This is a genomic window from Microcoleus sp. PH2017_12_PCY_D_A (assembly GCF_020738565.1).
Classification (GTDB): domain Bacteria; phylum Cyanobacteriota; class Cyanobacteriia; order Cyanobacteriales; family Microcoleaceae; genus Microcoleus.
Map to the genome: position 1 here is coordinate 1 of NZ_JAEQCI010000119.1, position 22,785 is coordinate 22,785.

Sequence of the window (22,785 nt, forward strand, 5' to 3'; positions counted from 1 at the left end):
GAAGGACTAAAGTCCTCACTACAAACCTGGAAAAGAAGGACTAAAGTCCTCACTACAAACCTGGAAAAGAAGGACTAAAGTCCTCACTACAAACCTGGATATTAGGCAATAGCATCGGCACCGACTAGAGTCTCGAATTGGGCTAATAGCATTCCATCAGCATTGTTTGCAACTCCAAAAATTCTAGGTAACTGACCTGTTTGGGCGAGAACTTGTCTCACTTCTCGGTTAGATACATCGGCTAAATTTTTGTTATTGAGAATGGCATTAACGGCCGCGATACCGACACCTTGACCAACTGCGGCGTTGAATTCTACAATTCTTCCCACAGAACAAGCCAGCCCTTCAAATCCCGAACACGGACTGACAACTGCCAGGTTAGGAACGTTTTTCATTAATGCGTGGCGGATGCCAATATTGAAGGTAGGCTGTTTGAAACTCAGACTTTTAAACCACCCCAAACTGTTTGCTTTCTCGCCAATACCCGAGATGCCTCCCCGGACATCAAAATGATAGCTAAATGTTCCCAGTGCTTCCGTAGCTGGTACGCCACCACGCAGCATTTGTGCGCCTGTTAAAGGTTCTACAACTCCCGTCACATTCCCGGCGTGTCTGATATACAGTTCTGAAGCAGAAGTAACAGAAGTAGCACCCAAACTTTTCAGCCAAGCGGCCACAAATGACATCTCTACCTGCATATTAGCTGTGGGTTTGCTCCCGTTTCTCGCTAAGGCTTCTGCTTCGCTGGCGGTGACTGCAAATAACAGCGCATTCCACGAAAGTCTTTCCTTTGGAAGTATGGCGATATTTCCCTCATCTAAAATTATGCCGGTTTCAGGAAAAGATAGCTTTCTGCCTCTAAAAGAATGGTATGCTACAGACAGTGCGGGCGATCGCACATCGATGTAATCGTTGCCCGCCCACAGAGTTTTGAGATTTCCTCTGGTGTCGATCATTTCCAGGCGGAGTTCTTCTGCTAGCTTGGCATCTTTCCCCGCAGCAGACAGCAAAAATTTTTGAGCCTCAGAATCGGCAAGGTTTGTGAAGCGTTTTAGATAAATATAATCGAGTTCTTTCAGTCTTCTGACACTGAGTCCTTGAGTTTCAAAAACTAGGGTGACTGGAAGTTCTGAGTTAGGCAAACCAAAGGTTTCAAATCCATTCAGCTTTCGCACACCTGCGGCTTGAGCTAATTCGCCATTGACAGTGGCATCAATAAATTGTTTTGCTACATAAACTGTCCCTTTTGAGGTAATTATGCTAGTAATTTTTTTGCCTTCTTTATTGATTGATTTAATTTCTACTTTGCTGAGGAGTGCGACTCCTGCTTGTACCAGCATTGCTTTCAGGGCTGCGCTGGCTTTGCTGGGGTCAAGGGCGATCGCGCTGACACCAGATTTTTGCAGGAATTCTTTATAGATTGTCGGCGGTGAACCGAAAGGGTCTAAATTTAAAGATTGTTGCAGTTCTTGACTAACCTGACTTCGATCTAAATAAGCGAGGCCGCCTCTGACTAAATGTCCGCCAATTCCTTCTTGCAAGCTTCCTTTAGACATTAGCAAAACTCGCGGATAAAGATTTGTCCGGCGGCGGTATTCTCGGGCTGCTGAGATGACGGCTAGAACGCCTGGAACTTCATCGCCAAAGCAAATGATATGGTAAGAACGCAGATCCATGAGCATTATTTAATCACGTCTCCCGATCGCCATTTTGTCGATCTGCATCTCAATTTTTGCCATCAAACTTTCTGTCTGTTCCAAATAAGGCCGCATCTTTCCTAATTTTTTTGATAATTTTCACACATTTCGGGACGCAAAAATCGGGATTTTCGGGAAAATCTTGCGTTTAGGGCGATCGCGATCGGTGAAAAAACTCGGTTGGCGATCGCCCGCAGGCTGCGTCATTCTGGCACTCTTTCCTCTCAATTAGCTTATATTATCAGGATCTATCCCCAACTCGCGCAATCGTTCAGCTAGTCGATCGGCGCGCTGGGCTAATTCCTTCACCTGTTCTTCAGGAGTCAGATAGCGTTTGCCATCCGCATCGTACCAATACAACCATTCCCTTGTCACCCCAGAATAATTTCCCCTTTCACAACCAATTCCCAAACCTATTTCTGGCATCCAAACAGGATTTCCCGGCTGTAACTCATAGGAACCATTGATTAATTTATATACTTCAAAACGAGGATCGCAACGGCGGCGAGAAGAATAAACCACGTAATAAAGTATGCCTAAATCTTTATATTTTTCCCACTTTCCGGTGTATTTGTGGTGATAAGTACCCGAAAGCAATTCGAGGACAAAACTTGGTATAATATTTTCATCCCCTAACTGGTAATTGGGACGCAATTCTTCATGGTAAAACCGTTCTATATCTAAACTTAAGAAAGCATCTGGCATGATGTACTCTTGGTCTGAGTCTTGGTAAATACCCATGTTTAAACCCAAAAACCAGTCCATGCGTTCTGCCCAAATTATGAGCAATATTGCCTTTAGCAATCCTGGAATTAATTCTTTGAGTTCGTTATCCGCAGGTGGTTGATAGAATTTTTGTCGTTCTTCGGGTGAGGGTGAGTGCTTAGAAAAGTTGTAATCTGACATAATAAATTTTTTCAAATCTGACTAATATTATAGCGTTTATTTTTGGGTATTATATGAAGATTTTAACGAACCGCGAAGACGCTAAGGGCGCGAAGTCAGAAAGAGAAGAAGATAGGTCATCTTGATTTACTTAATTTGAAATAATTTTTGTAAAATATCGGCCCAGAGTTGCGCGATCGACTAAACTATGTCTAAGCAGTCGGTTCTAATGGGGAACAGCCGTTAGAGGAAAGGGGGAAAGTTCGGTGGAAGTCCGGCGCTGTCCCGCAACTGTAATGAGAGTCTTGTCGCTTTCTGAGTCAGGATGCCCGCCGATGCGTTAGTTTAGATTGTCTCATCTGCGAGGTTCAGTATGCAGGCCAGAAATCGGAAATTAGTCAGCCTGGGATTGATGGCTGGCTTGAGTTGTTATCTTGTCTTGGGTTCGGCAACACCGGCCGCTGCTATGCACATTTCAGAAGGTTTTTTACCAGTGCAATGGGCTGTGTTTTGGTGGATGGTGGCACTGCCTTTTTTTGTGTTGGGTTTGCGTGAAATTACTCGCATTACCAAAGAACACCCGGAACTTAAATTATTACTAGCTTTAGCAGGTGCGTTTACTTTTGTGCTTTCTGCTTTAAAAATTCCATCGGTAACGGGGAGTTGTTCTCACCCAACGGGTACGGGTTTGGGTGCAATTTTGTTCGGCCCTTCGGTGATGGCTGTACTTGGTGCTTTAGTGCTGTTGTTTCAAACGTTATTGTTAGCGCACGGCGGGCTGACAACGTTGGGAGCAAATATGTTTTCGATGGCGATTGTTGGGCCGTTTGCTGCGTATTTTATCTATAATTTGCTGATGCGAACTGGTAGCCAACGGGTGGCAATTTTTTGTGCGGCTGCTTTGGCAGATTTGCTGACTTATGTGGTGACTTCGATGCAGTTGGCATTGGCTTTTCCGGCAGCGAGTGGCGGTTTTATGGCTTCGTTTCTCAAGTTTGCTAGTATCTTTGCGATTACTCAAGTACCTCTGGCGATTAGTGAGGGATTGCTGACTTTATTGGTTTGGAATTGGCTGCATTCTTACGGAAAACCAGAGTTAGAAATTCTGAAATTATTGAAACAGGAGTCATAAAGTCGTGAATCAAAAACCTACAAAAAATCAGCAAGCTACTTCGCAACAAAATTGGATGTTAGTAATTGGAGTTGTCGCCCTTGCGGTGATTCCCCTAGTTTTTGTGCGGGGTGAATACGGCGGATCGGACGATCGCGCACAGAAAGCAATTACCGAAATTCAACCCGATTATAAACCTTGGTTCAATCACTTGTTTGAACCGCCTAGCGCTGAAATTGCCAGTCTATTATTTGCGACTCAGGCGGCGCTGGGGGCTGGTGTGATCGGATATGCGATCGGGCTTTATAAAGGCCGATCGCAATCTCAGCAATCTGATGATAAATCGCCGCTGGAATGAATCATCAGATTGATAGTCTGGCTTACACCAATCGTTTGCGTGGGTTGCCGCCAACTCACAAATTATCGTTTGCGATCGCCCTTTTGATTCTGTCTCTGCTGTCTGGGGCGATCGTCCAATTGTCGATCGGCCTTTGGTTAGCAGTCTGGATCGTCATCTATGCGGGCATTCCGGGGAAACTTTATCTGCGGTTGTTGTCGCTACCGTTGATGTTTTTGCTGACGAGTTTGCCTGCTTTGGCGATTAATGGAATTGAGTTAAATCAAATCCAGACAATGCAGTGGGATATTTGGCAAGGTTGGGGAATTAGCATCGGCAATTTGTATCTGTATGTGAGTCGCACAGGCTTATACCAAGTGAGTCTGTTATTTCCGCGCACCTTGGCATCGACAAGTTGTATGTACTTCATCCTGTTGACGGTGCCATTTACAGAAACCTTGCAAATCCTCAGAAAATTGCGCTTTCCGCCGTTGTTGACAGAACTTTTGTTGTTGATGTATCGGTTTATTTTTAGCTTATTGGCGATCGCCGATGAACTTTGGATCGCCCAAAACTCGCGCTGTGGCTATCGCACTTGGAAACTAGGAATGCGTAGTTTAGGCATATTAATCGGGCAATTGCTTCAGCGAACTTTGGTAAACTACCGTCAAGTTTCGTTGAGTTTAGCCGCCCGTGGCTTTAATGGAGAACTGCGGGTTTGGCATTCTTCCCCTTACAAACCTTCGCGAAGATATACATTTGAAGCCGTGTTTGGGTGCACGGTTTTAACTTTATTAAGTGTGTTATTTCAAAATTGAAAATAAATAAAGAAATGAGGAGACGGCAGTGCCGTGTCCCTACAATTGATCGCGGTAGGGACACGGCACTGCCGTCTCCTCTATGCGGCAGTGCCGTGTCTCTACAATATGATTTTGGGTAGGGACACGGCATTGCCGTCTCCTCTATCCTGACTGAAGATATGACTTTTATGAACATAATTCATGACTTTAATGAATTGACTCCACAAGATAACTGTTGAATAATTGTAGTCAACACTTATCTTGTGGAAATCCTATGATAAATAAACGACTCCTCAAACAAATAGTTTTTTCATTACTAGCATCATTAAGCTGTTAGTCACAGTAACTCATGCAGCAGCCCAACAACTACCGTTCTACTGGGACAACATCAATGTTGCGATCGATGTTCAGACCAACGGAGATATGTTAGTTACGGAAACGCAAAAATATGTATTCACAGCAGCATACAACAATGAACGGTATCGCTATATTCCGTTAGATAAAGTCGATGCAATTCAAGATGTCACTGTTTCTGAAAATAATCAAATAATTCCGAGTACCACTGGCAATGAAAACAATCAACTTTGGATTCGTTGGCAACATGAATTAAAACCGCCAGATTCACATACTTTTGTGATTAAATATCGAGTGGTAGGTGGATTGCAGCTAGATGGTGGAAATACTCAAGTTTATTGGAAAGCCATTGCAGCGGGTCGGAAATCGCCAGTTAATACTGGAAAAGTTACGGTGAAATTACCAGATGCTTTGTCAGGGAAAGTTCTCTCCTTTACGAATTTTGGTGCAGCAGCAGTTCCTCGTCAAGTAGATACTAAGACATTTGAATTTGTCGCAAGTCAGGCTATTCAACCGGAACAAGAATTAGAAGTGCAGATTGCATTTCCCCAGGCGATTTTGAATGTACCTCAATCTGGTTGGCAACAAAATGGTAATCAATCTCAATCTACTTCGGAAAAAGCGGGCTTTCCCATGATTTTTGTAATGTTTTGGTTCGGGTTTGTGATGTTTTCGATTAGTGGCAGTGCTCGCAGTGATAGTCTTAGTAGCGGTGGTAGCGACTATGACAGTGGTGGCGGTGGTGGCGGTGGCGGTGGCGGTGGTGGCGGTGGCGGCGGTGGCGGCGGTGGTGGCGGTGGCGGTGGTGGTTGATATCAATGGGACTTACGCCACAATCAAAGAAACCGGGTTTTTAGCTAATCTGTGGGTTATAGCGAAGTATTTCGGAAAAAACCCGGTTTCTGGCTATCCGTTGATATATTGATATCCCCCAAATTCAGGAGACGGCAATGCCGTTTCCCTACAAATAATCGGGTAGGGAAATGGCATTTCCGTGTCCGAATTTGCTTGATTTTGAGATAAACCGATCGCACTCCCTACAAAATCATATTCAAAATATGACTTTTATGAACATAATTCATGACTTTAATGAATTGACTCCACAAGAAACCTGTTGAATAATTGTAGTCAACACTTATCTTGTGGAAATCCTATGATAAATAAACGACTCCTCAAACAAATAGTTTTTTCATTACTAGCATCATTAAGCTTGGTCACAGTGACTCATGCAGCGGCTCAACAACTACCGTTTTACTGGGATAACATCAACGTCATCATCGACGTTCAGACAAACGGAGATATGTTAGTCACCGAAACGCAAAAATATGTATTCACCGCAGCCTACAACAATGAACGGTATCGCTATATTCCGTTAGATAAAGTCGATGCAATTCAAGATGTCACTGTTTCTGAAAATAATCAAATAATTCCTAGTAGTATAGGAACTGAAAACAATCAACTTTGGATTCGTTGGCAACATGAATTAAAACCGCCAGACTCACATACTTTTGTCATCAAATATCGCGTGGTAGGTGGATTGCAGTTAGATGGTGGGAATACTTTAGTTTATTGGAAAGCGATTTCAGCGGGTCGGAAAGCGCCAGTTAATACTGGAAAAGTTACGGTGAAATTACCAGCAGCTTTATCAGGGAAAGTTCTGTCGTTTACCAATTTTGGTGCAGCAGCAGTTCCCCGTCAAGTAGATCCTAAAACTTTTGAATTTGTGGCAAGTCAGGCTATTCTACCGGAACAAGAATTAGAAGTGCAGATTGCATTTCCCCAGGTAATTCTGAATATACCTCAACCTAGTTGGCAACAAACTGGCAATCAATCTCAATCTTCGGGAGGACTAGGATTTTTCATAGGCCAATTTTTGGGGGTATTTTTTTCATTCATATTTTTGTTACTCATACTACTCATAATAACATTGCCTATTTTTGGTTTAATGACGATTTACCTCTATCTTACACAATTTTGTTTTAGATGTAAAAAGTTTACGCTAAAAACCAGTAGAGAAGTAATTTCTACACCTACCCGAAAGACGAAAGGAAAGGATCAAGTTATCCGTCACTGTACTAATTGCGGCTATCACCATGAAAAAATAGTTATCACGAGGTATGGAGATTCGAGTAGTGGTGGCGGCGGTGGCGGCGGTGGAGGTGGCGGCGGCGGTGGCGGCGGTGGAGGTGGTGGTGGCGGCGGTGGTGGCGGTGGCGGTGGTTAATATCAACGGGAGTTACGCATCACAATCAAAGAAACCGGGTTTTTAGCTAATCTATGGATTATAAACGAAGTCTTTCGGAAAAAACCCGGTTTCTGGCCACCCATATTCCAAATATGACTTTTATGAGCATAACTCATGACTTTAATGAATTGACCTTCAAACAAATCTATTGAATACTGATTGTAGTAAACAAATTTCCCGTACATTTCCACTTAAAGCAGCTTAAAAACTATGACTAAATCACGTTGGCTTCGCAAGCTTTTACCCTTAGCAGCATCTTTCGCAACCACGATCGCACTAGCAGGCACTTTTGCCCCACCAACTCCCGCACAAACCAATCCGCCACCTCCCCAACCCCAACCAGTCCAACCAGCGACAGAAGAAGGTTTTACCATCCCGATTTGGATCTTTCCCGTAGGCGCAATGTTCTTTGTGTTCATGTTTATCCCCAAAATTGGTTGGACTTTGGGCTTAATTGCGATCGGCGAACGAGAAGTCGGAATTGTCACCAAAAAATTCTCCAGCAAAAACTTGCCATCCAGTAGATTAATTGCCCTCGATGGTGAAGGAGGTTTGCAAGCAGATACCCTGCCTCCCGGCTGGCATTTTGGTTATTTTCCCTGGCAATATAGCATCAAAAAAGAACCAGTTGTTGTCGTTCCTCAAGATGAAATTGGTTTAATTATTGCCAATGACGGAGCAACAATTCCTCCCGATCGCATTTTAGGAACAGTCGTCGATTGCGACAATTTCCAAAATGCCCGCAAATTCCTCACCAACGGCGGAGAAAAAGGAAGGCAGCTAGCCGTAATCACCACGGGTACTTATCGGATTAACACAGCCTTATTTGAAGTCATTACTTCAGCTAATGCCAAGCAAAAGGGTATGGAACCGTCGGAATTTAAAGTATACAAACTTGCTCCCGAGCGTGTGGGCATTGTGACCGTACTAGACGGCGTTCCCATTGATGAAGGTGAAATCGCCGGCCCCATAATTCCCGGTCACAACAATTTCCAAAAAGCGCAATCTTTCATCAAAGGTGGCGGGCGCAGGGGCTTGCAAGAACAGATAATTCTATCCGGTTCGTGGAACCTCAATCCCTGGTTTGTGCAAGTCGAACAAGTAAAAATGACCGAAGTGCCGATTGGTTATGTAGGCGTAGTAATTTCCTTTGTGGGGGAATCGCAAAAAGATGTAAGCGGGGAGGCTTTTACCCACGGGAATCTCGTCACCAAGGGCAATAAAGGTGTGTGGATCGAGCCGCTTTATCCGGGCAAACATCCCATCAATACAAAAGTGATGAAAGTCGAACTTGTTCCCACTACTGATGTAGTTTTAAACTTCACTTCACGGTTCAGCGGAGAACACGGCTATGACTCTAAGTTAAGTGCCATGAAATTGCTTTCTTTTGATGGATTTGGCTTTGAGTTGGAAATTTTCCAAATCATTCATGTCGGTACTTTAGATGCACCGAGAGTGATTTCGCGGCAAGGTTCGATGCAGAATCTAATTGACCAAGTGCTGCGTCCAATTGTGGGGAATTATTTCCGCAATTCGGCTCAAGAATATACCATACTCGATTTTTTGATCGCGCGGAGCGATCGCCAAGCAGAAGCAGGGGAACACGTGCGTCAAGCATTGCGCGCCTATGACGTGCAAGCAGTGGACACTCTCATCGGTGTGATTTCGCCACCAGCGGAGTTGATGCAAACGTTGACCGATCGCAAAATTGCCCAAGAACAGGAAAAAACCTACGAAGCACAGCGCAATTCAGAGTCCCAGCGTCAAGAATTAGTGCGTGCAACTGCGATCGCCAACATTCAACATGAGGTGGTGGGGGCAGAACAAGGCGTGAAAATTGCCCAATTAACTGCTAGCGCTGCGATCGAACACGCCAGCGGTGAAGCACAAGGAATTCGCCTGATGGGAGAAGCAAAAGCCGATGCTTATCAAGTTGGTGTCAGTGCTCTGGGGATTGAGAGTTACACGATGTTGCAAGCTATTCAGGCGATCGCAGATGGTAGCGTTCGCGTGGTTCCCGATGTCGCAGTCAACGGTAGCGGCGGCGGTGGCGGTTTGCTAGACGGTTTGATGGCAACATTCATGCGGAATGAAACCACCAAAAATGCAGATAAAGCAGGAGAATTACCTGTACTCAACGGACATAAATCGGAGCCTGTTCTTGTGGAATCAGTGGCTGAATTACCAATAGCAAAGGTTAATTCCGTATCAGTGAAGTCGCCGGAGTCTCTGAATCATTGACCAGTTGCTCAATCTGAGGATGTTGCTGAAGACGATATTGATTCGTTATTTGGTGACTTCTCCGATATTTGAGTTAATTTGTGCGGTTTGTAGAGAGGACGGTTGTCCTCTCTTATTTTTTTAGTAAAAATATGACTTTTATGAACTTGGATATGAGGATTTTTATGAAATCAATCAATGAATTATATGAATTGACTTTCAACGCTGCTTATTTGATGATGATAATAACCCAAGCTTGAAAGTAATTGGAGATAAAATCATGAGCAAAGCATCAGAAATATTAAAATTCCAAGAAATGTTTGGATTTTGGATAAATCTATTAGTTGGGGGAAGTTTTTTGATATTTGGTTTAGTTGCCGGCGGCCCTGGCTATTTATTTGCTGTAATTGGTTTGCTTTTGGTAATATTCACAGAAATAGAGACTATTACATTTGATAAAAATCTCGGTCATCTGACGTTAAAAAAAGAGAAGCCACTCATTTCCAAGACAAAAACTGTCAAACATTTGATTGAAGATATTTCAGGTGTGGAAATACAGAAAATTGAGGATAGTGAGAGCGTCAAGTATCGCGTCTGTCTGGTGCTATTTTCAGGCAAGCGTTCTGTCCCTCTAACTTCATACTTCAGCACTGGCTTGGGAGACAAGCATAAAAAAGCCGAAGTCATTGCCACATTTCTGGATATCAAAAATTACGGTCTTGAAGGCTTTCCCCGACAACAGAGTTATAGCGAAGAACTTCAATGGGAGACTATAGAGGAGGAGATTGTTCACTGGGAAACTGCAATCGCAAGTGACTCTAATGATGCTGATGCTCACCTAAAATTAGCAATAGCTTTGCTTAGCCAAGACAAAACAAAAAATAAAGAGCAAGCAATCAGCCACATAAGAGAGGCTGAGGCTCTTTTCAAAAGTCAAGGCTATGATGAGGAAGCAATGCAGGCTGGTCAACTTTACGGAATGCTTTATTGGGGAATGCTTGGAAAGTGAGGTTTCTTGTTCCCAGACTCTGGCTAGGAATAGGTATCTGGAAGCTTTGCATCCAAGCAATATAACAATATTGACTTTGCCGAATTCTTCACCGTTATTGGTGGCACCCAACGCTCAAATTTGATAGCTCAAAAAAACACAGGTACAAAACGATGAAATTTCTAGAGAGACACAAACATATGAATGGACTAAAGTTGATGATACTTGCTTTAAGTGCGATCGGTCTATCATCATGCGGAAATATATCTTCTTTGTCATTTCCACAGATGCGATCGGGAAACAAAACATTTGGTGATTGGTGTCGCGAAAAAGATTCTTTAAGTCCTGAGAGTAAACATACTGTTGATGTACTTTTAGCAAAAGCAGGGACTACTAAGTGCGATGCGGCTAATCAGAAACTTTCAAGTCTCACGGAACTCAGCCTCGATAGCAATGAAATCAGCGACATCGAGCCCTTGCAATCATTCACTAAGCTGACTAAACTCGAACTCAGCCGCAATTATATCAGCGATATTAGATCGCTAAAATCTTTGACTAAGCTGACTAAACTCGGCCTCAGTAATAATCAAATTATTGAGATCAAACCATTGCAATCCTTGACTAACCTAACAGAACTCAACCTCGGTGACGATCAAATCTATGACGACATCGAATCCTTGAATAACCAAATGTCTGTCAGGCTCATTGACAATAAAATCAGCGACATCAAACCCTTGCAATATTTGACTAAATTGACTCGACTCAGTCTTAGTGGTAATCAAATCAGCGATATCAAACCATTACAATCCTTGACGAAGCTTGAGAATCTGAGCCTCGGCGAAAATAAAATCACTGACATCAAACCATTACAATCCTTGACTAACCTGATGTGGCTCACTCTTAACAACAATAAAATCAGCGATATTAAGCCATTGCAATCTTTGACTAACCTGGGTAATCTCATGCTTAGCGATAATAAAATCAGCGACATCAAACCATTACAATCTTTGACCCTGTTTCGGCTAGGTCTCAATAATAATAAAGTCATCGATATCAAACCATTACAATCCTTGTCTGACCTGGATTATCTTAGTCTCAACAACAATAAGATACCTGATATTAAACCATTAGAATCTTTGACAAGACTGCGCTGGTTAGGTCTTGTAAATAATAAAATTAGCGATATCAAACCATTGCAATCTTTGACTAAACTGGAAGGACTCTATCTCAAAAATAATCAAATAAGCGACATCAAACCCTTACAATCCTTACTTAACCTGACTAAACTCGACCTTAATAACAATAAAATCAGCGATATCAAACCCTTACAATCTTTGACTAAACTGACTGAACTCGACCTCGAAAAAAATCAAATCAGCAATATCAAACCTTTGGAATCTTTGACTAAACTGACTCAGGTCAAGCTGGGTTTAAATGCCGTTGCCCTTTTAGGACTATCGGGAAATAGACCTTCCCCGTCAGTCACCCAGAAGCAACAAAAAGATACTCGACGAACATTTGCAGATTGGTGCCGCGCTCAACCTTTTTTGAGTCCCGAAGATAAATATACTGTTGAAGTGCTGTTGAAGGAAGCCAAGACTACTGATTGCGATGCCGCTAATCGGAAACTTTCGAGTCTCACGAAACTCAACCTCGATAACAATCAAATCATCGACATTAGACCGCTAGAATCTTTAACTAAACTGACTGAACTCGATCTGGGTGGCAATAAAATCATTGACATCAAACCCATACAATCCTTAACGAACCTGACTTATATCCAACTTGGCGGCAATAAAATCAGTGACATCAAACCCTTGCAATCCTTAACGAACCTAACTCAACTTTTTGTTCAGAACAATCAAATTAGCGATATAAAACCTTTGCAATCCTTGACTAATCTGACTGATCTCGGTCTCAGCGATAATCAAATCAGTGATATCAAACCATTGCAATCTTTAACCAAGCTGACTAATGTCGGCCTTTACAACAATAAGATCGGCGATATCCAACCATTGAAATCTTTGACTAACCTCACTCAACTCGGTCTTCAAAACAATCAAATCAGTGACATTCAAGCATTGCAATCCTTAACTAAGCTGACTATGCTCGATCTCATAAAAAATAAAATCAGCGATATCAAACCCTTACAATCCTTGACTAACCTAACTACTCTCAACCTCTACATCAATGAAATTACTGATATCAAACCATTGCAATCCTTGACTAAGCTGACTGTTCTCGGACTCGGCGACAATAAAATAGGCGATATCAAACCTTTAGAATCTTTGACAAAACTTGAATTGCTAGACCTTATGAAGAATCAAATTAGCGACATCAAGCCGCTAAAATCTTTGACCAACCTGAATAATCTCATCCTTACGAACAATAAAATAAGTGATATCAAACCTTTGCAATCCTTGACCAATCTTCGGTGGCTCGAACTTAATGAGAATAAAATCAGCGATATCAAACCCTTACAATCCTTGACTAACCTGATGTCATTGTACGTCCGTGGAAATCCGATTTCTCCCAAGATTTGCCCGATCGAGCCACAGTCTACCTGCGATTGGTGATCTTGAAATTCTTTATAGATCCAAAAATTAGAGGCACAAAATGATGACATTTATAGTTGCACACGAACACAGGAATTTACCACAGCCGATCGCACTTACTTGTAGTGTCATCATCGCCCTAGTATTATTATGAATTGGATGGCTTTATTAAATGCGATCGATAATGCCATCCCACAGTTCGGAAATAGGGCGTAATTTGCCTTCTTTAATTTGCCGTATCTGGAGGCTAGGCCTCCAAACAATATGGTAATATCGACCTTGCCGAATTCTTTAAGCAGTCTCGGCTCAAATATCTATGGGCTTTTACATTGAATTAGAATAATTTTTATGATAAACTGGAATCAGTCGATTAAGGAGAGAGTTGTGTATGATCGCGCAAGTTGAAACCAAAACCTACACGGCTGAAGAATATCTAGAAGCTGAAGTCAATTCTGTGGATCGGCATGAATTTATCAATGGGGAGATTATTCTGATGGCTGGCGGTTCACCGGATCACAATGAAATTGCCCTTAATTTAGGTGGGGCGCTGAAACTGGCGTTAAAAGGGAAACCATATCGGACTTTTAGTTCGGATCAACGGCTTTGGGTTCCCCAGCTTAATAATTACACTTACCCGGATTTGATAGTGGCGGCGAAACCGATCGAACTTCAATCTGGACGCACTGATACAATTACCAATCCTTTGCTGATTGCTGAGGTACTATCTAAGGGTACTAGAGCTTACGATCGCGATGATAAGTTTGCTGCTTATCGCAGTATTCCGAGTTTTCAGGAGTATTTGTTAATCGACCAATATCGGCTACAGGTGCAGCAATATTCTAAAACTGACGCGAATAAGTGGATTTTTTCGGAATATAGCTGTGCGGGCGATCGAGTTACATTAACCTCTATTCCTGTAGAATTTTCTGTGGCAGATTTGTATGAAAATATTGAGTTTGATGTAACACCAAATCCGGCTTAAATATCGAGGCGGATTTGGTTTGTATTGGAGCAGTTTTAACCGCCCACTCTGATTAATCGATCGCCCTTGAGTCCCTAGATCTCACCAACAGACCATATTTCGGGGCAAAAACCATCGCCAACACAAACAGCAGCGTTTGCAACACCACAATACATCCGCCCGTCGAACCATCAATGTGATAGCTGATATAAGTTCCCATTACGCTAGAAAATACTCCCGAAGTCATCGCAATTAGCGTCATATGGTCAAAATTATCACTCAATAAATACGCCGTAGCCCCCGGAGTTACTAACATTGCTACTACCAAAATAATCCCGACTGTCTGAAGTCCCGCAACTGCTGTCAGCGATAGCAAAGACAGCAACACGTAATATAGAAAAGTGATATTTAAACCGATCGATCGCGCGTGAGTAGAGTCAAAACAAAACAGAATTAAATCTTTGCGTAAAACTGCCAGCGTCACTAGGGTAATGACACTAATAATCACAGTTTGAACAATATCTGAATCCGAAATACCTAAAACATTGCCAAATAAGATATGCGTCAAGTCGATCGAACTTCTGACTTTAGAAATTAACACCAAACCAAAGGCAAAAAATCCGGTAAACACTAAACCAATCACTGTATCTTCTTTAACGCGAGTTTTTGCTTTGATAAAGCCGATCGCAATTACCGAACCCACACCAAACAAAAACGCCCCGACCGCCAAAGGAATATTCAGCACATAAGCAATCACAACCCCCGGCATCACCGCATGGGAAACCGCATCACCCATCAATGCCCATCCCTTCAAAGTCATATAGCACGAAAGCGCCGAACAAACAATCCCTACTAAGGCGCTGACTAAAATCGCCTTCACCATAAATTCATGCTGCAACGGTGCGACAAACCACTGAATTAAGTCCATTATTGCTCCTGGCGATCGACTTGAGTTAAACGACTTTTAGCAAAGGATAAATCACCGATCGCACCGCCAAAGGTACGAGAGAGATTTTCCTCTGTAAACACATCGGAGGTGTTACCATAGGCGAGAATGCTGCGATTGATTAACACTACTTGGTCGCAAAACGTGGTAATAGAGTCTAAATCGTGAGTAGAAACGAGAATTGTATGCCCCGTTTGCCGCAATTCCATCAGCAAATCAATCATCATTTTCTCGGTTTTGATATCAACTCCGGCGAAGGGTTCATCCAGCAGTAAAACCGTTGCTTGTTGCGCCAAAGCCCGCGCAAAAAAGGTGCGTTTCTTTTGTCCCCCGGATAACTCTCCGATTTGCCGATCGCGCATTGGCCACATTTCCACCCTTTCCAAGCTTTCTCGCACCGCTTGTTTGTCGATCGATCCTGGAATCCGCAACAGATTCATGTAGCCGTAGCGCCCCATCATCACCACATCAAAAACATTCACCGGAAAATTCCAGTCTACCTCTTCCGACTGAGGCACATAGGCAACCAGATTGCTTTTTTGCACTTGACGGATCGGCAAGCCATTAATTAAAATTCGTCCGGTGTTTGGCTTCACAAACCCCATAATTGCCTTAAACAGGGTTGATTTTCCCGCACCATTCATCCCCACCAAACCGCAAATTGTCCCCGCTTTAAGTTGCAGCGAGGCGCTGTGCAAGGCTACTTTACCGTGATAAGCAACCGTGACATTTTCAATGTCAATACTGATTCTATCCATACCAATTTCTCCAAATTACCAATTCCCTATGCCCCATGCCCCATGCCCCATGCCCCATGCCCCATTACCCATTACCCTGTAGTCCTTTTATCAAAGTATTGACGTTATATTCAAGCATCTTAAGGTAGGTTGATGCAGGGCCTTCCGATGGAGATAGGGAATCGACATAAAACACGCCGGCAAATTTGGCCCCGGTTTCCTTTGCTACCTGAAGCTGTGCTTCGTTGCTGACGGTACTCTCGCAAAATACAGCAGGTATTTTGTTGGCTTTGACTGTATCAATCACCCGTTCAACTTGTTTCGGTGTAGATTGCTGTTCGGCATTTACAGGCCAAATATAAACTTCTTTCAAGCCGTAGTCGCGCGCAATGTAAGAAAATGCGCCTTCACAACTTACTATGTAGCGTTTATCTGGGGGAATCGCTGAAATAGCTTGTTTGAGCTTTTCATCGATCGCCTCAATTTGCTGACTGTATTTTGTCGAATTCGCTTCATAGGTTGCAGCATTGGCTGGATCGGCATTTGATAAAGCTCTGCGAATATTTCTAACGTAAACCAAGGCATTTTTAGGCGACATCCAAGCATGGGGATTCGGTTTACCTTTGTAGGAATCTTCGGCAATATTAATCGGTTTAATTCCTTCACTCACAGTAATGCGAGGAACTTTAGGAAAACTGTTATAAAATCGAGTTGCCCAGCGTTCCAAATTCAATCCGTTATCCAAAATTAGACTAGCACCTTGCCCTCGTTTTAAGTCGCTAGGAGTGACTTCATAGCCGTGAATTTCCGCCCCAGGCTTTGTGATGGATTGAACAATTACTTTGTCACCAGCGACATTCTGCGCCATGTCTGCCAGCACCGTGAAGGTGGTGAGAATGACTTTTTTATCTTTTCGGAACCAATCGGTGGCATTAGGGCTAGAAGCTCGATTTTGATTGCTTTGAGGCTCCGCTGTCGTCTGAGTGTTGCACGCAGTGACGCACACTCCCAGCAACAGCCCCAATCCAATTATTTGATACTGTTTCCAAACGGGAGCGGAGAGGAGCGAGAAGGGGAAAAGGGGAGATGAGGGGAGAATTTGAGGATTTTTGGGCATATATTCCAAAATGCTAGCTAAATTTGCCACAGATTACGGCAGACAGCCCGATCGACTATCGCAGATTTTCATAATGTTTTCATTTTTTCAATTTATCACAGAATCGGGGAAAATGGCAGAATCACGAACAGTGAGGGTAAATGGGCGATCGGCTTTTTGGCCTAAACGCAGGCTTCGCTTACGCTCTGTTTATTCAGAGTTGCCATTTTCATTACTTGCAAAGTTATAATGCAATCAACGATCGTATTCCCATGCCAATTCCACAGATTGTTCTTGATACCAACATCATTGTTTCGGGCTTGCGTTCTAGGAAAGCTAGTGCTTTTCGCTTACTAGAATTAGTAGGTACAGGGGAATTTGATATCCATCTTTCCGTGCCATTGGTGCTAGAATATCGAGAGGTATTGTTGAGAGAGTTACCGAATCTTTATGTCAGTGCCACAGATATTGAAGATTTCATAGAATTTCACTGCTCCGTCGCCACAAGACATCGCATTTTCTTTCTATGGCGACCCTATCTACCCGATCCTAAAGACGATATGGTACTGGAACTAGCGGTTACAGCAAGATGTGATAGTGTAGTAACGTACAACATTCGTGACTTTTTTGGCATTGAGCGGTTTGGGATAAGAGCGATCGCACCTGCTGAGTTTTTAAGAGATATTGGAGCCTTGCTATGAGTAATTTGAATGTTCAACTTCCTGACTCATTGTACAAAGATTTGCAAGCGTTAGCCTCGCAAGATGGGATTTCTATCGATCAATTTATAGCGACAGCAGTTGCGGAAAAGCTGTCGGCGCTGATGACCGAAACCTACTTAGAAGATTTAGCAAAGCGAGGAATTCGCCAGAAGTATGACGCTGTTTTAGCTAAAGTGCCAGATGTTGAACCCGAACTCTATGACGAGTTCCCGCCAGTATAAAAATTCGATTTCACAGAGCCACAGGCGATTTTTTTGTGGAATGGAGGAGAAATAAAATATGCGTTAGAGCCGGAAAAAATCTGCGAACTATTAACTTTAAAATCTCGAAATCATTGCTACCTAGGAACTCAACCAAGTAATTGTATTTTTGTCGATCGCGAATGACAACGAAATTTTGGATTTTGTGGCAAAAGTTGGCAATTTCTCCGGTTCAATGCTATGAACAGGTATGCAAGCGCTGGGAAGAATTTCAACCCTCCCGGAAATCCTAAAATTTATCCAATTCTCCCAATGCCGAAGTCACAATCAATTTCTATTTCCAAAGTAACTCGCTACCAAAATGCAGCGCTGAATTACTATTTGGGACTGACAGATTCGCCCTATCTTCACTACGGCTATTGGAAAACTCTGCCCGTACCCGCTGAAGAACTCACCATCGGGCGGCTGCGTAACGCTCAGCAAGCTTATACGGATAAATTGTTAGATTTTATCCCGAAAGACATCAAGACTGTCCTGGACGTAGGATGCGGGATTGGGGGGAATGCGGCTTATTTGCTCGATCGGGCTTTTGGAGTCGAAGGCCTCGCACCCGATCCGTTTCAACAACAGCGCTTTCTCAAGTGTACGGGCGATCGCGCCATCTTCCACCTCACCAAATTTGAAGACTTCCAAGCCACCCATTCCTACGATTTAGTTCTCTTTAGCGAAAGCAGTCAATATATGTCTGCTGTCGATATAGCTAAAGGTGCGGCGGCGGTGCTCAATCCCGGAGGTTATGTACTTCTTGCGGATATGTTGCGATCTAATCCTGATTATACAGAAGGAATGTTTTCTAACTGTCATGTGGTGCAAGAACTGGAAACTGCATTGATGCAAGCGGGGTTTAATTTAGTAAAAGCTGAGGATATTTCGGCTCATATTGTACCAACAATTGATTTATATGTCGATACTTTCCGCAGGTATGGACTGAATACAATGATTTATGTTGCAGACTTGATTTCGATCGCGGTTCCCCCGATTCATAAAATTCTGCGTTGGATATTTCGCCGCTGGTTTAAGAAATTGGTGGTTGAAGGATTGGAGGCGAGTCAACTGTTTGAAAAGCATCTTTGTTATGAGATTCAACTTTGGCAGTTAATAGAAAAAGATGGAAGTGCGAATAAATTAACAGGTTCGTAGTAAGGACTTTAGTCCTTCTTCTAGGTTCGTAGTAAGGACTTCAGTCCTTCTTCCCGAAGACTAAAATCCTCACGACAAAACAGGTTCGTAGTAAGGACTTCAGTCCTTCCTCAATGCGGACTAAAGTAGGTTCGTAGTGAGGACTTCCTTCCTCAATGCGGACTAAAGTAGGTTCGTAGTGAGGACTTCAGTCCTTCCTCAATGCGGACTAAAGTCCTCACTACAAACCTGACTTCAGGACTTCCTCAATGCGGACTAAAGTCCTCACTACAAACCTATTTTACTTTAGTTATTTATGATAAATAAATGTCTCAATCAATCCTCGAATTCGATCGCACTTTTTACTCATATCCCTGCACTTCGCGATCGGCAATTCACGATTTAAGCCTGAAAATCCCCGCCGGGAAGCGCTGCGGACTCATCGGTCAAAACGGCTGCGGCAAAACCACCTTTTTCCTGCTAGCAAACGGCTTGTACCAACCGCAACAGGGAATCATTCGCTGGGAAGGCGAACCGTTTCGCTACGATCGCAAATCTCTCGTGAAACTGCGCCAACAAATCGGACTCGTCTTTCAAAATCCCGAACATCAATTAGTCGCTTCCACAGTAGAAGAGGATATCTCCTACGGATTGTACAACTTGGGTTTGGCAGAATCCGAAATTGCTCAACAGGTGCAACAGGCGATCGAGCAATTCAACTTAAGCGAACTCGCCCGCGAACCAATCCACAACCTCAGTTTAGGACAAAAAAAGCGCGTTTCCATCGCCGATATCATGGTACTCAAACCCAAACTGCTGCTATTAGACGAACCTACCGCCTATCTCGATCCGCGCCACACCAAACAACTGATCGGTTTGCTGCAACAAATTCACGCAGCCGGAACCACAATACTTTTAGCAAGTCACGACCTCGATTTCATCTATCGCTGGGCCGATTGGGTGTTTGTGATGGATTGCGGAAAACTGATTCTAGAAGGCACACCCGAAGCCGTTTTTGCTCAGCGGGATGTCTTGGAACAATTGCAGCTTGGCGTACCGCTGGCGATCGAGCTAATCGACCAAATCAAGGATCTCATTGACAAAAATCCTAACTCAAAACTGCCCGCCTTCGATGAATTGCAACAACAAATTTTAGACGCGCGCCGGCGGATTTAATAAGCTGATGACTTACGCACCCCGACTCCAGAAACCGGGTTTTTACCTTATTTGCCGACTCCGACGCATAATTTCGCAAAAAACCCGGTTTCTACCCTAAGTGCGATCGTACCAAATTTGCAGCGCCAACCGATGAACTTCGCGCCAACTAACATTATTAAGTCGAGCAATTTCCGCACAATCTTCGTATTCCGGCTGCACATTAACAATCGTTTCTCCAGACTTAGCAACTTTAATTTTAACTTCGCCGTACTCTGTTTGAACTTTCTGGATTTCTCGATCCAAAATAGTTCTCTGTTGAGTCGATCGCCTAATTCCCAGAGTAGTAGTCTCCCGAAACATCACAGCCTCGCAAGCATCCTGAAATTCAGGATGACAAATCACAGTCAACAACACCCCCAACCGCGACTTTTTCATCACAATTGGTGTAGTAAAAACATCCAGAGCTCCCGCCAAAAACAAAGCATCAAAAACATACCCAATCGCCTGCGGGTTTAAATCATCAATTTGCGTTTCCAAAACACAGACTGTTTCCTGCGAATTGGTAATTAGTAATTGGTAATTAGTTAAATCTTCCCTCGTTATTCCATCCGTTACATCCGTTACAAAATCCGCTGCTAATCTTCCCTCTTCCCTCTTTCTTACATCCGTTACATCCCGCACATTGCTCGCTGCCGAACCTTTCTTCTCCCCAATCCAGAGGCGTAAAATATTAGGAATTGCCAGATTTCGCGAACCTGCACCCAAACCAATTTTCAGAACTTGCATCGGCGGCGGCGGGCCAAAAGCAGAGGCGAGAGTACAGGCGATCGCAGTACCCGTAGGAGTGCACAACTCGCGATCGATCCCGTTGCTATAAACCGGCACTCGATGCGTTTCCCACAACCGCATCACAGCAGGCGTGGGCACAACCAACTTGCCGTGTGCAGCCTTCACCGTACCCGCACCAGTCGGCATCGGCGAAAAGTAAAACTCATCAATATCCAACCAATCCAAACCCAAACAAGTACCGACAATATCAATAATTGCATCCGTAGCCCCCACCTCGTGAAAGTGAACTTCACTGGCGGAGATACCGTGTACGGCACCCTCTGCATCTGCTAATTTGCGAAACACGGCCAAACTCCACGCTTCCACGCGCGCAGGCAATTTTGCAGCGATGATAATCTGCTCAATTTCCGGCAAATGGCGGTGATGAGTGTGGCCAATTTCCGCATCAGCTTCGCCGTGACTGTGAGAATGTTCTTCTCCATCATGATGATGGTGGTGGTGGCGCCTGTCGAAAGTCGGGGATTCAGTTTCCGAGGGATCGAGGGCGGAGTCAGCAGCCGGATTGTTTGATTTTAAAGGCAAATCTGCAGCTAAATCCACATAAAATTTAGTAGCTTGTTGAGTATTGCGGTGAACTAATTCGGCCCGCAATTGGTACTCAGTCGAAATGCCGAGTAAATGGAGTTTTTCGATTAGATAGTCTAAGGGAACACCCGCGTGTACGAGAGCTCCGAGGCACATATCGCCAGCAATGCCGGTTGGGCAGTCAAAATACGCTATTTTATTCATTATTAACAATTAATTTTCAACATTGATTGTTTTAGCACATTTGTCGATCGCCCACTTAGCCTGAAATATCTTAACATGGCAATTATTTACGGACTCCATCCAGTTGTACCCCAGAAAGACCGGATCGAGAAGATTACAAAAGCTCTCAAAGATGGGGCAGTGATGCTTTATCCCACAGATACAGTTTACGCGATCGGCTGCGATCTCAACTCCAAATCTGCCGTAGAACGAGTCAGGCGGATCAAGCAACTATCAAATGATAAGCCATTAACATTTCTGTGTTCCTCATTGTCAAATATCACCGAGTATGCTGCCGTCACCGATGAAGCATACAGAATCATCAAGCGGTTAATCCCCGGGCCCTACACATTTCTGCTACCAGCTACCAAATTAGTGCCCAAATTGGTAATGAACCCAAAACGCAAAACCACGGGAATTCGCGTTCCCAACCACCCGCTTTGCTTTACACTTCTAGAATCTTTGGGAAATCCAATTATTTCCACATCTGCTCACATTACAACAACTGATGATGAAGGTACTGCACCAGTGCCATCTGGAAAAGCAGAAAGCTTTGGCAAAGCTGAACTATTTGACTGTTTTTTAAAGTTAGTAGATATCATTGTCGATGATGATTCCGATCCGGGATATCAAGTTTCTACCATTCTCGATTTAACAGAAAGCGAACCGATTGTCCTTCGTCGCGGCTTGGGATGGGAAGCAGCCGCCGCTTGGGAACAAGATTAAAATTTGAGGGGTTCTTGCGCTTCTCCAACAGTCCGCCGGGGGTTCAAAACCCCCGTCTCATAGCAAAAGTCCTCTCAAAGAGGACTGCTGAATATAGCGCGGTTATGGTATTGAATTTAATTAAGGTCTGTCCTATATTTTAAAGGATTGAGAATTATCATAGGGGTAATCGCTATCAGTATATATTAAATATTATTTCGACTTTAATTCATCGCGACTTATGTTATTCAGCCCTAATTTCCACAGTCGTCTTAAGACGACTTCAGCTATGA

General features: G+C 43.5%; 21 protein-coding genes and 1 riboswitch. Of the genes, 15 read left to right on the plus strand and 6 right to left on the minus strand.

The genetic code is table 11. The features are described 5' to 3' along the window. Positions 1–101: 101 nt before the first annotated feature. Both JGK39_RS27375 and JGK39_RS27380 read right to left on the minus strand, forming a co-directional pair. Positions 102–1,676, minus strand: coding sequence for an FAD-dependent oxidoreductase (locus JGK39_RS27375; protein ID WP_293298044.1), 1,575 nt, complete (start codon positions 1,674–1,676; stop codon positions 102–104). A 249-nt stretch (positions 1,677–1,925) separates the two neighbouring features. Then, positions 1,926–2,603 (minus strand): Uma2 family endonuclease, encoded by a 678-nt coding sequence (locus tag JGK39_RS27380; protein WP_293252009.1) that lies wholly within the window; start codon positions 2,601–2,603, stop codon positions 1,926–1,928. A 183-nt stretch (positions 2,604–2,786) separates the two neighbouring features. Beyond that, positions 2,787–2,934: riboswitch (cobalamin riboswitch) on the plus strand. Between the two features lie 21 nt (positions 2,935–2,955). Between JGK39_RS27380 and JGK39_RS27385 the strand changes: the two genes are divergently transcribed. The 10 genes from JGK39_RS27385 (at position 2,956) to JGK39_RS27430 (ending at position 14,174) form a co-directional block, all read left to right on the plus strand. Continuing rightward, the gene (locus JGK39_RS27385) at positions 2,956–3,714 is read left to right on the plus strand and encodes an energy-coupling factor ABC transporter permease (RefSeq protein WP_293252011.1); all 759 of its coding nucleotides are present in this window, start codon (positions 2,956–2,958) and stop codon (positions 3,712–3,714) included. A 4-nt stretch (positions 3,715–3,718) separates the two neighbouring features. Next, positions 3,719–4,051 carry an energy-coupling factor ABC transporter substrate-binding protein gene (locus tag JGK39_RS27390; RefSeq protein WP_293252013.1) on the plus strand — a complete coding sequence of 111 codons (333 nt, stop codon included), beginning with the start codon at positions 3,719–3,721 and terminating at the stop codon, positions 4,049–4,051. Next, positions 4,048–4,848 carry a cobalt ECF transporter T component CbiQ gene (cbiQ, locus tag JGK39_RS27395; protein WP_293252015.1) on the plus strand — a complete coding sequence of 267 codons (801 nt, stop codon included), beginning with the start codon at positions 4,048–4,050 and terminating at the stop codon, positions 4,846–4,848. Before JGK39_RS27390 ends, cbiQ begins: the two co-directional genes overlap by 4 nt. Positions 4,849–5,253: 405 nt before the next feature. Next, the gene (locus JGK39_RS27400; RefSeq protein WP_293252017.1) at positions 5,254–5,997 is read left to right on the plus strand and encodes a DUF2207 domain-containing protein; all 744 of its coding nucleotides are present in this window, start codon (positions 5,254–5,256) and stop codon (positions 5,995–5,997) included. Then, a complete protein-coding gene (locus tag JGK39_RS27405) occupies positions 5,909–6,109 on the plus strand; it encodes a hypothetical protein (protein ID WP_293252019.1) in 201 nt (66 codons plus the stop codon). The genes JGK39_RS27400 and JGK39_RS27405 overlap by 89 nt, the downstream gene beginning before the upstream one ends. A 228-nt stretch (positions 6,110–6,337) precedes the next feature. Next, entirely contained in the window at positions 6,338–7,408 is a 1,071-nt protein-coding gene (locus tag JGK39_RS27410) for a DUF2207 domain-containing protein (protein ID WP_293322510.1), read from the plus strand. A gap of 231 nt (positions 7,409–7,639) precedes the next feature. Further along, complete coding sequence (locus tag JGK39_RS27415; protein WP_293298048.1) at positions 7,640–9,670, plus strand: SPFH domain-containing protein; 2,031 nt, start codon at positions 7,640–7,642, stop codon at positions 9,668–9,670. Positions 9,671–9,929: 259 nt separating this feature from the next. Continuing rightward, positions 9,930–10,658, plus strand: a complete 729-nt coding sequence (locus JGK39_RS27420) for a hypothetical protein (RefSeq protein ID WP_293298051.1) — start codon at positions 9,930–9,932, stop codon at positions 10,656–10,658. Positions 10,659–10,909: 251 nt separating this feature from the next. Further along, positions 10,910–13,213 carry a leucine-rich repeat domain-containing protein gene (locus tag JGK39_RS27425; RefSeq protein WP_293298054.1) on the plus strand — a complete coding sequence of 768 codons (2,304 nt, stop codon included), beginning with the start codon at positions 10,910–10,912 and terminating at the stop codon, positions 13,211–13,213. Positions 13,214–13,580: 367 nt separating this feature from the next. Next, positions 13,581–14,174, plus strand: a complete 594-nt coding sequence (locus JGK39_RS27430; RefSeq protein ID WP_293298057.1) for a Uma2 family endonuclease — start codon at positions 13,581–13,583, stop codon at positions 14,172–14,174. Between the two features lie 52 nt (positions 14,175–14,226). Here JGK39_RS27430 and JGK39_RS27435 read toward each other — a convergent pair whose 3' ends face one another. The 3 genes from JGK39_RS27435 to JGK39_RS27445 form a co-directional block, all read right to left on the minus strand. Beyond that, a complete protein-coding gene (locus tag JGK39_RS27435; RefSeq protein WP_293298060.1) occupies positions 14,227–15,081 on the minus strand; it encodes a metal ABC transporter permease in 855 nt (284 codons plus the stop codon). Next, positions 15,081–15,857 carry a metal ABC transporter ATP-binding protein gene (locus tag JGK39_RS27440; protein ID WP_293298063.1) on the minus strand — a complete coding sequence of 259 codons (777 nt, stop codon included), beginning with the start codon at positions 15,855–15,857 and terminating at the stop codon, positions 15,081–15,083. Before JGK39_RS27440 ends, JGK39_RS27435 begins: the two co-directional genes overlap by 1 nt. Before the next feature lie 64 nt (positions 15,858–15,921). Further along, positions 15,922–16,983: a metal ABC transporter substrate-binding protein gene (locus JGK39_RS27445; protein WP_293252029.1), complete on the minus strand. Its 1,062-nt coding sequence runs from the start codon at positions 16,981–16,983 to the stop codon at positions 15,922–15,924. A gap of 110 nt (positions 16,984–17,093) precedes the next feature. Here JGK39_RS27445 and JGK39_RS27450 point away from each other — a divergent pair, with 110 nt between their 5' ends. The 4 genes from JGK39_RS27450 (at position 17,094) to JGK39_RS27465 (ending at position 20,209) form a co-directional block, all read left to right on the plus strand. Then, positions 17,094–17,633: a putative toxin-antitoxin system toxin component, PIN family gene (locus JGK39_RS27450; RefSeq protein ID WP_293252031.1), complete on the plus strand. Its 540-nt coding sequence runs from the start codon at positions 17,094–17,096 to the stop codon at positions 17,631–17,633. After that, positions 17,630–17,875: a toxin-antitoxin system HicB family antitoxin gene (locus JGK39_RS27455; RefSeq protein ID WP_293252033.1), complete on the plus strand. Its 246-nt coding sequence runs from the start codon at positions 17,630–17,632 to the stop codon at positions 17,873–17,875. The genes JGK39_RS27450 and JGK39_RS27455 overlap by 4 nt, the downstream gene beginning before the upstream one ends. Before the next feature lie 291 nt (positions 17,876–18,166). Next, on the plus strand, positions 18,167–19,054 hold the full coding sequence (locus JGK39_RS27460; RefSeq protein ID WP_293298066.1) for a methyltransferase domain-containing protein: 888 nt from the start codon (positions 18,167–18,169) through the stop codon (positions 19,052–19,054). 306 nt (positions 19,055–19,360) lie between these two features. Continuing rightward, a complete protein-coding gene (locus JGK39_RS27465) occupies positions 19,361–20,209 on the plus strand; it encodes an ABC transporter ATP-binding protein (protein ID WP_293252037.1) in 849 nt (282 codons plus the stop codon). Between the two features lie 96 nt (positions 20,210–20,305). Here JGK39_RS27465 and larC read toward each other — a convergent pair whose 3' ends face one another. Beyond that, positions 20,306–21,769 carry a nickel pincer cofactor biosynthesis protein LarC gene (gene larC / locus JGK39_RS27470; RefSeq protein ID WP_293252039.1) on the minus strand — a complete coding sequence of 488 codons (1,464 nt, stop codon included), beginning with the start codon at positions 21,767–21,769 and terminating at the stop codon, positions 20,306–20,308. A gap of 75 nt (positions 21,770–21,844) precedes the next feature. Between larC and JGK39_RS27475 the strand changes: the two genes are divergently transcribed. Beyond that, a complete protein-coding gene (locus JGK39_RS27475) occupies positions 21,845–22,513 on the plus strand; it encodes an L-threonylcarbamoyladenylate synthase (protein WP_293252041.1) in 669 nt (222 codons plus the stop codon). The last annotated feature ends 272 nt before the right edge of the window (positions 22,514–22,785 follow it).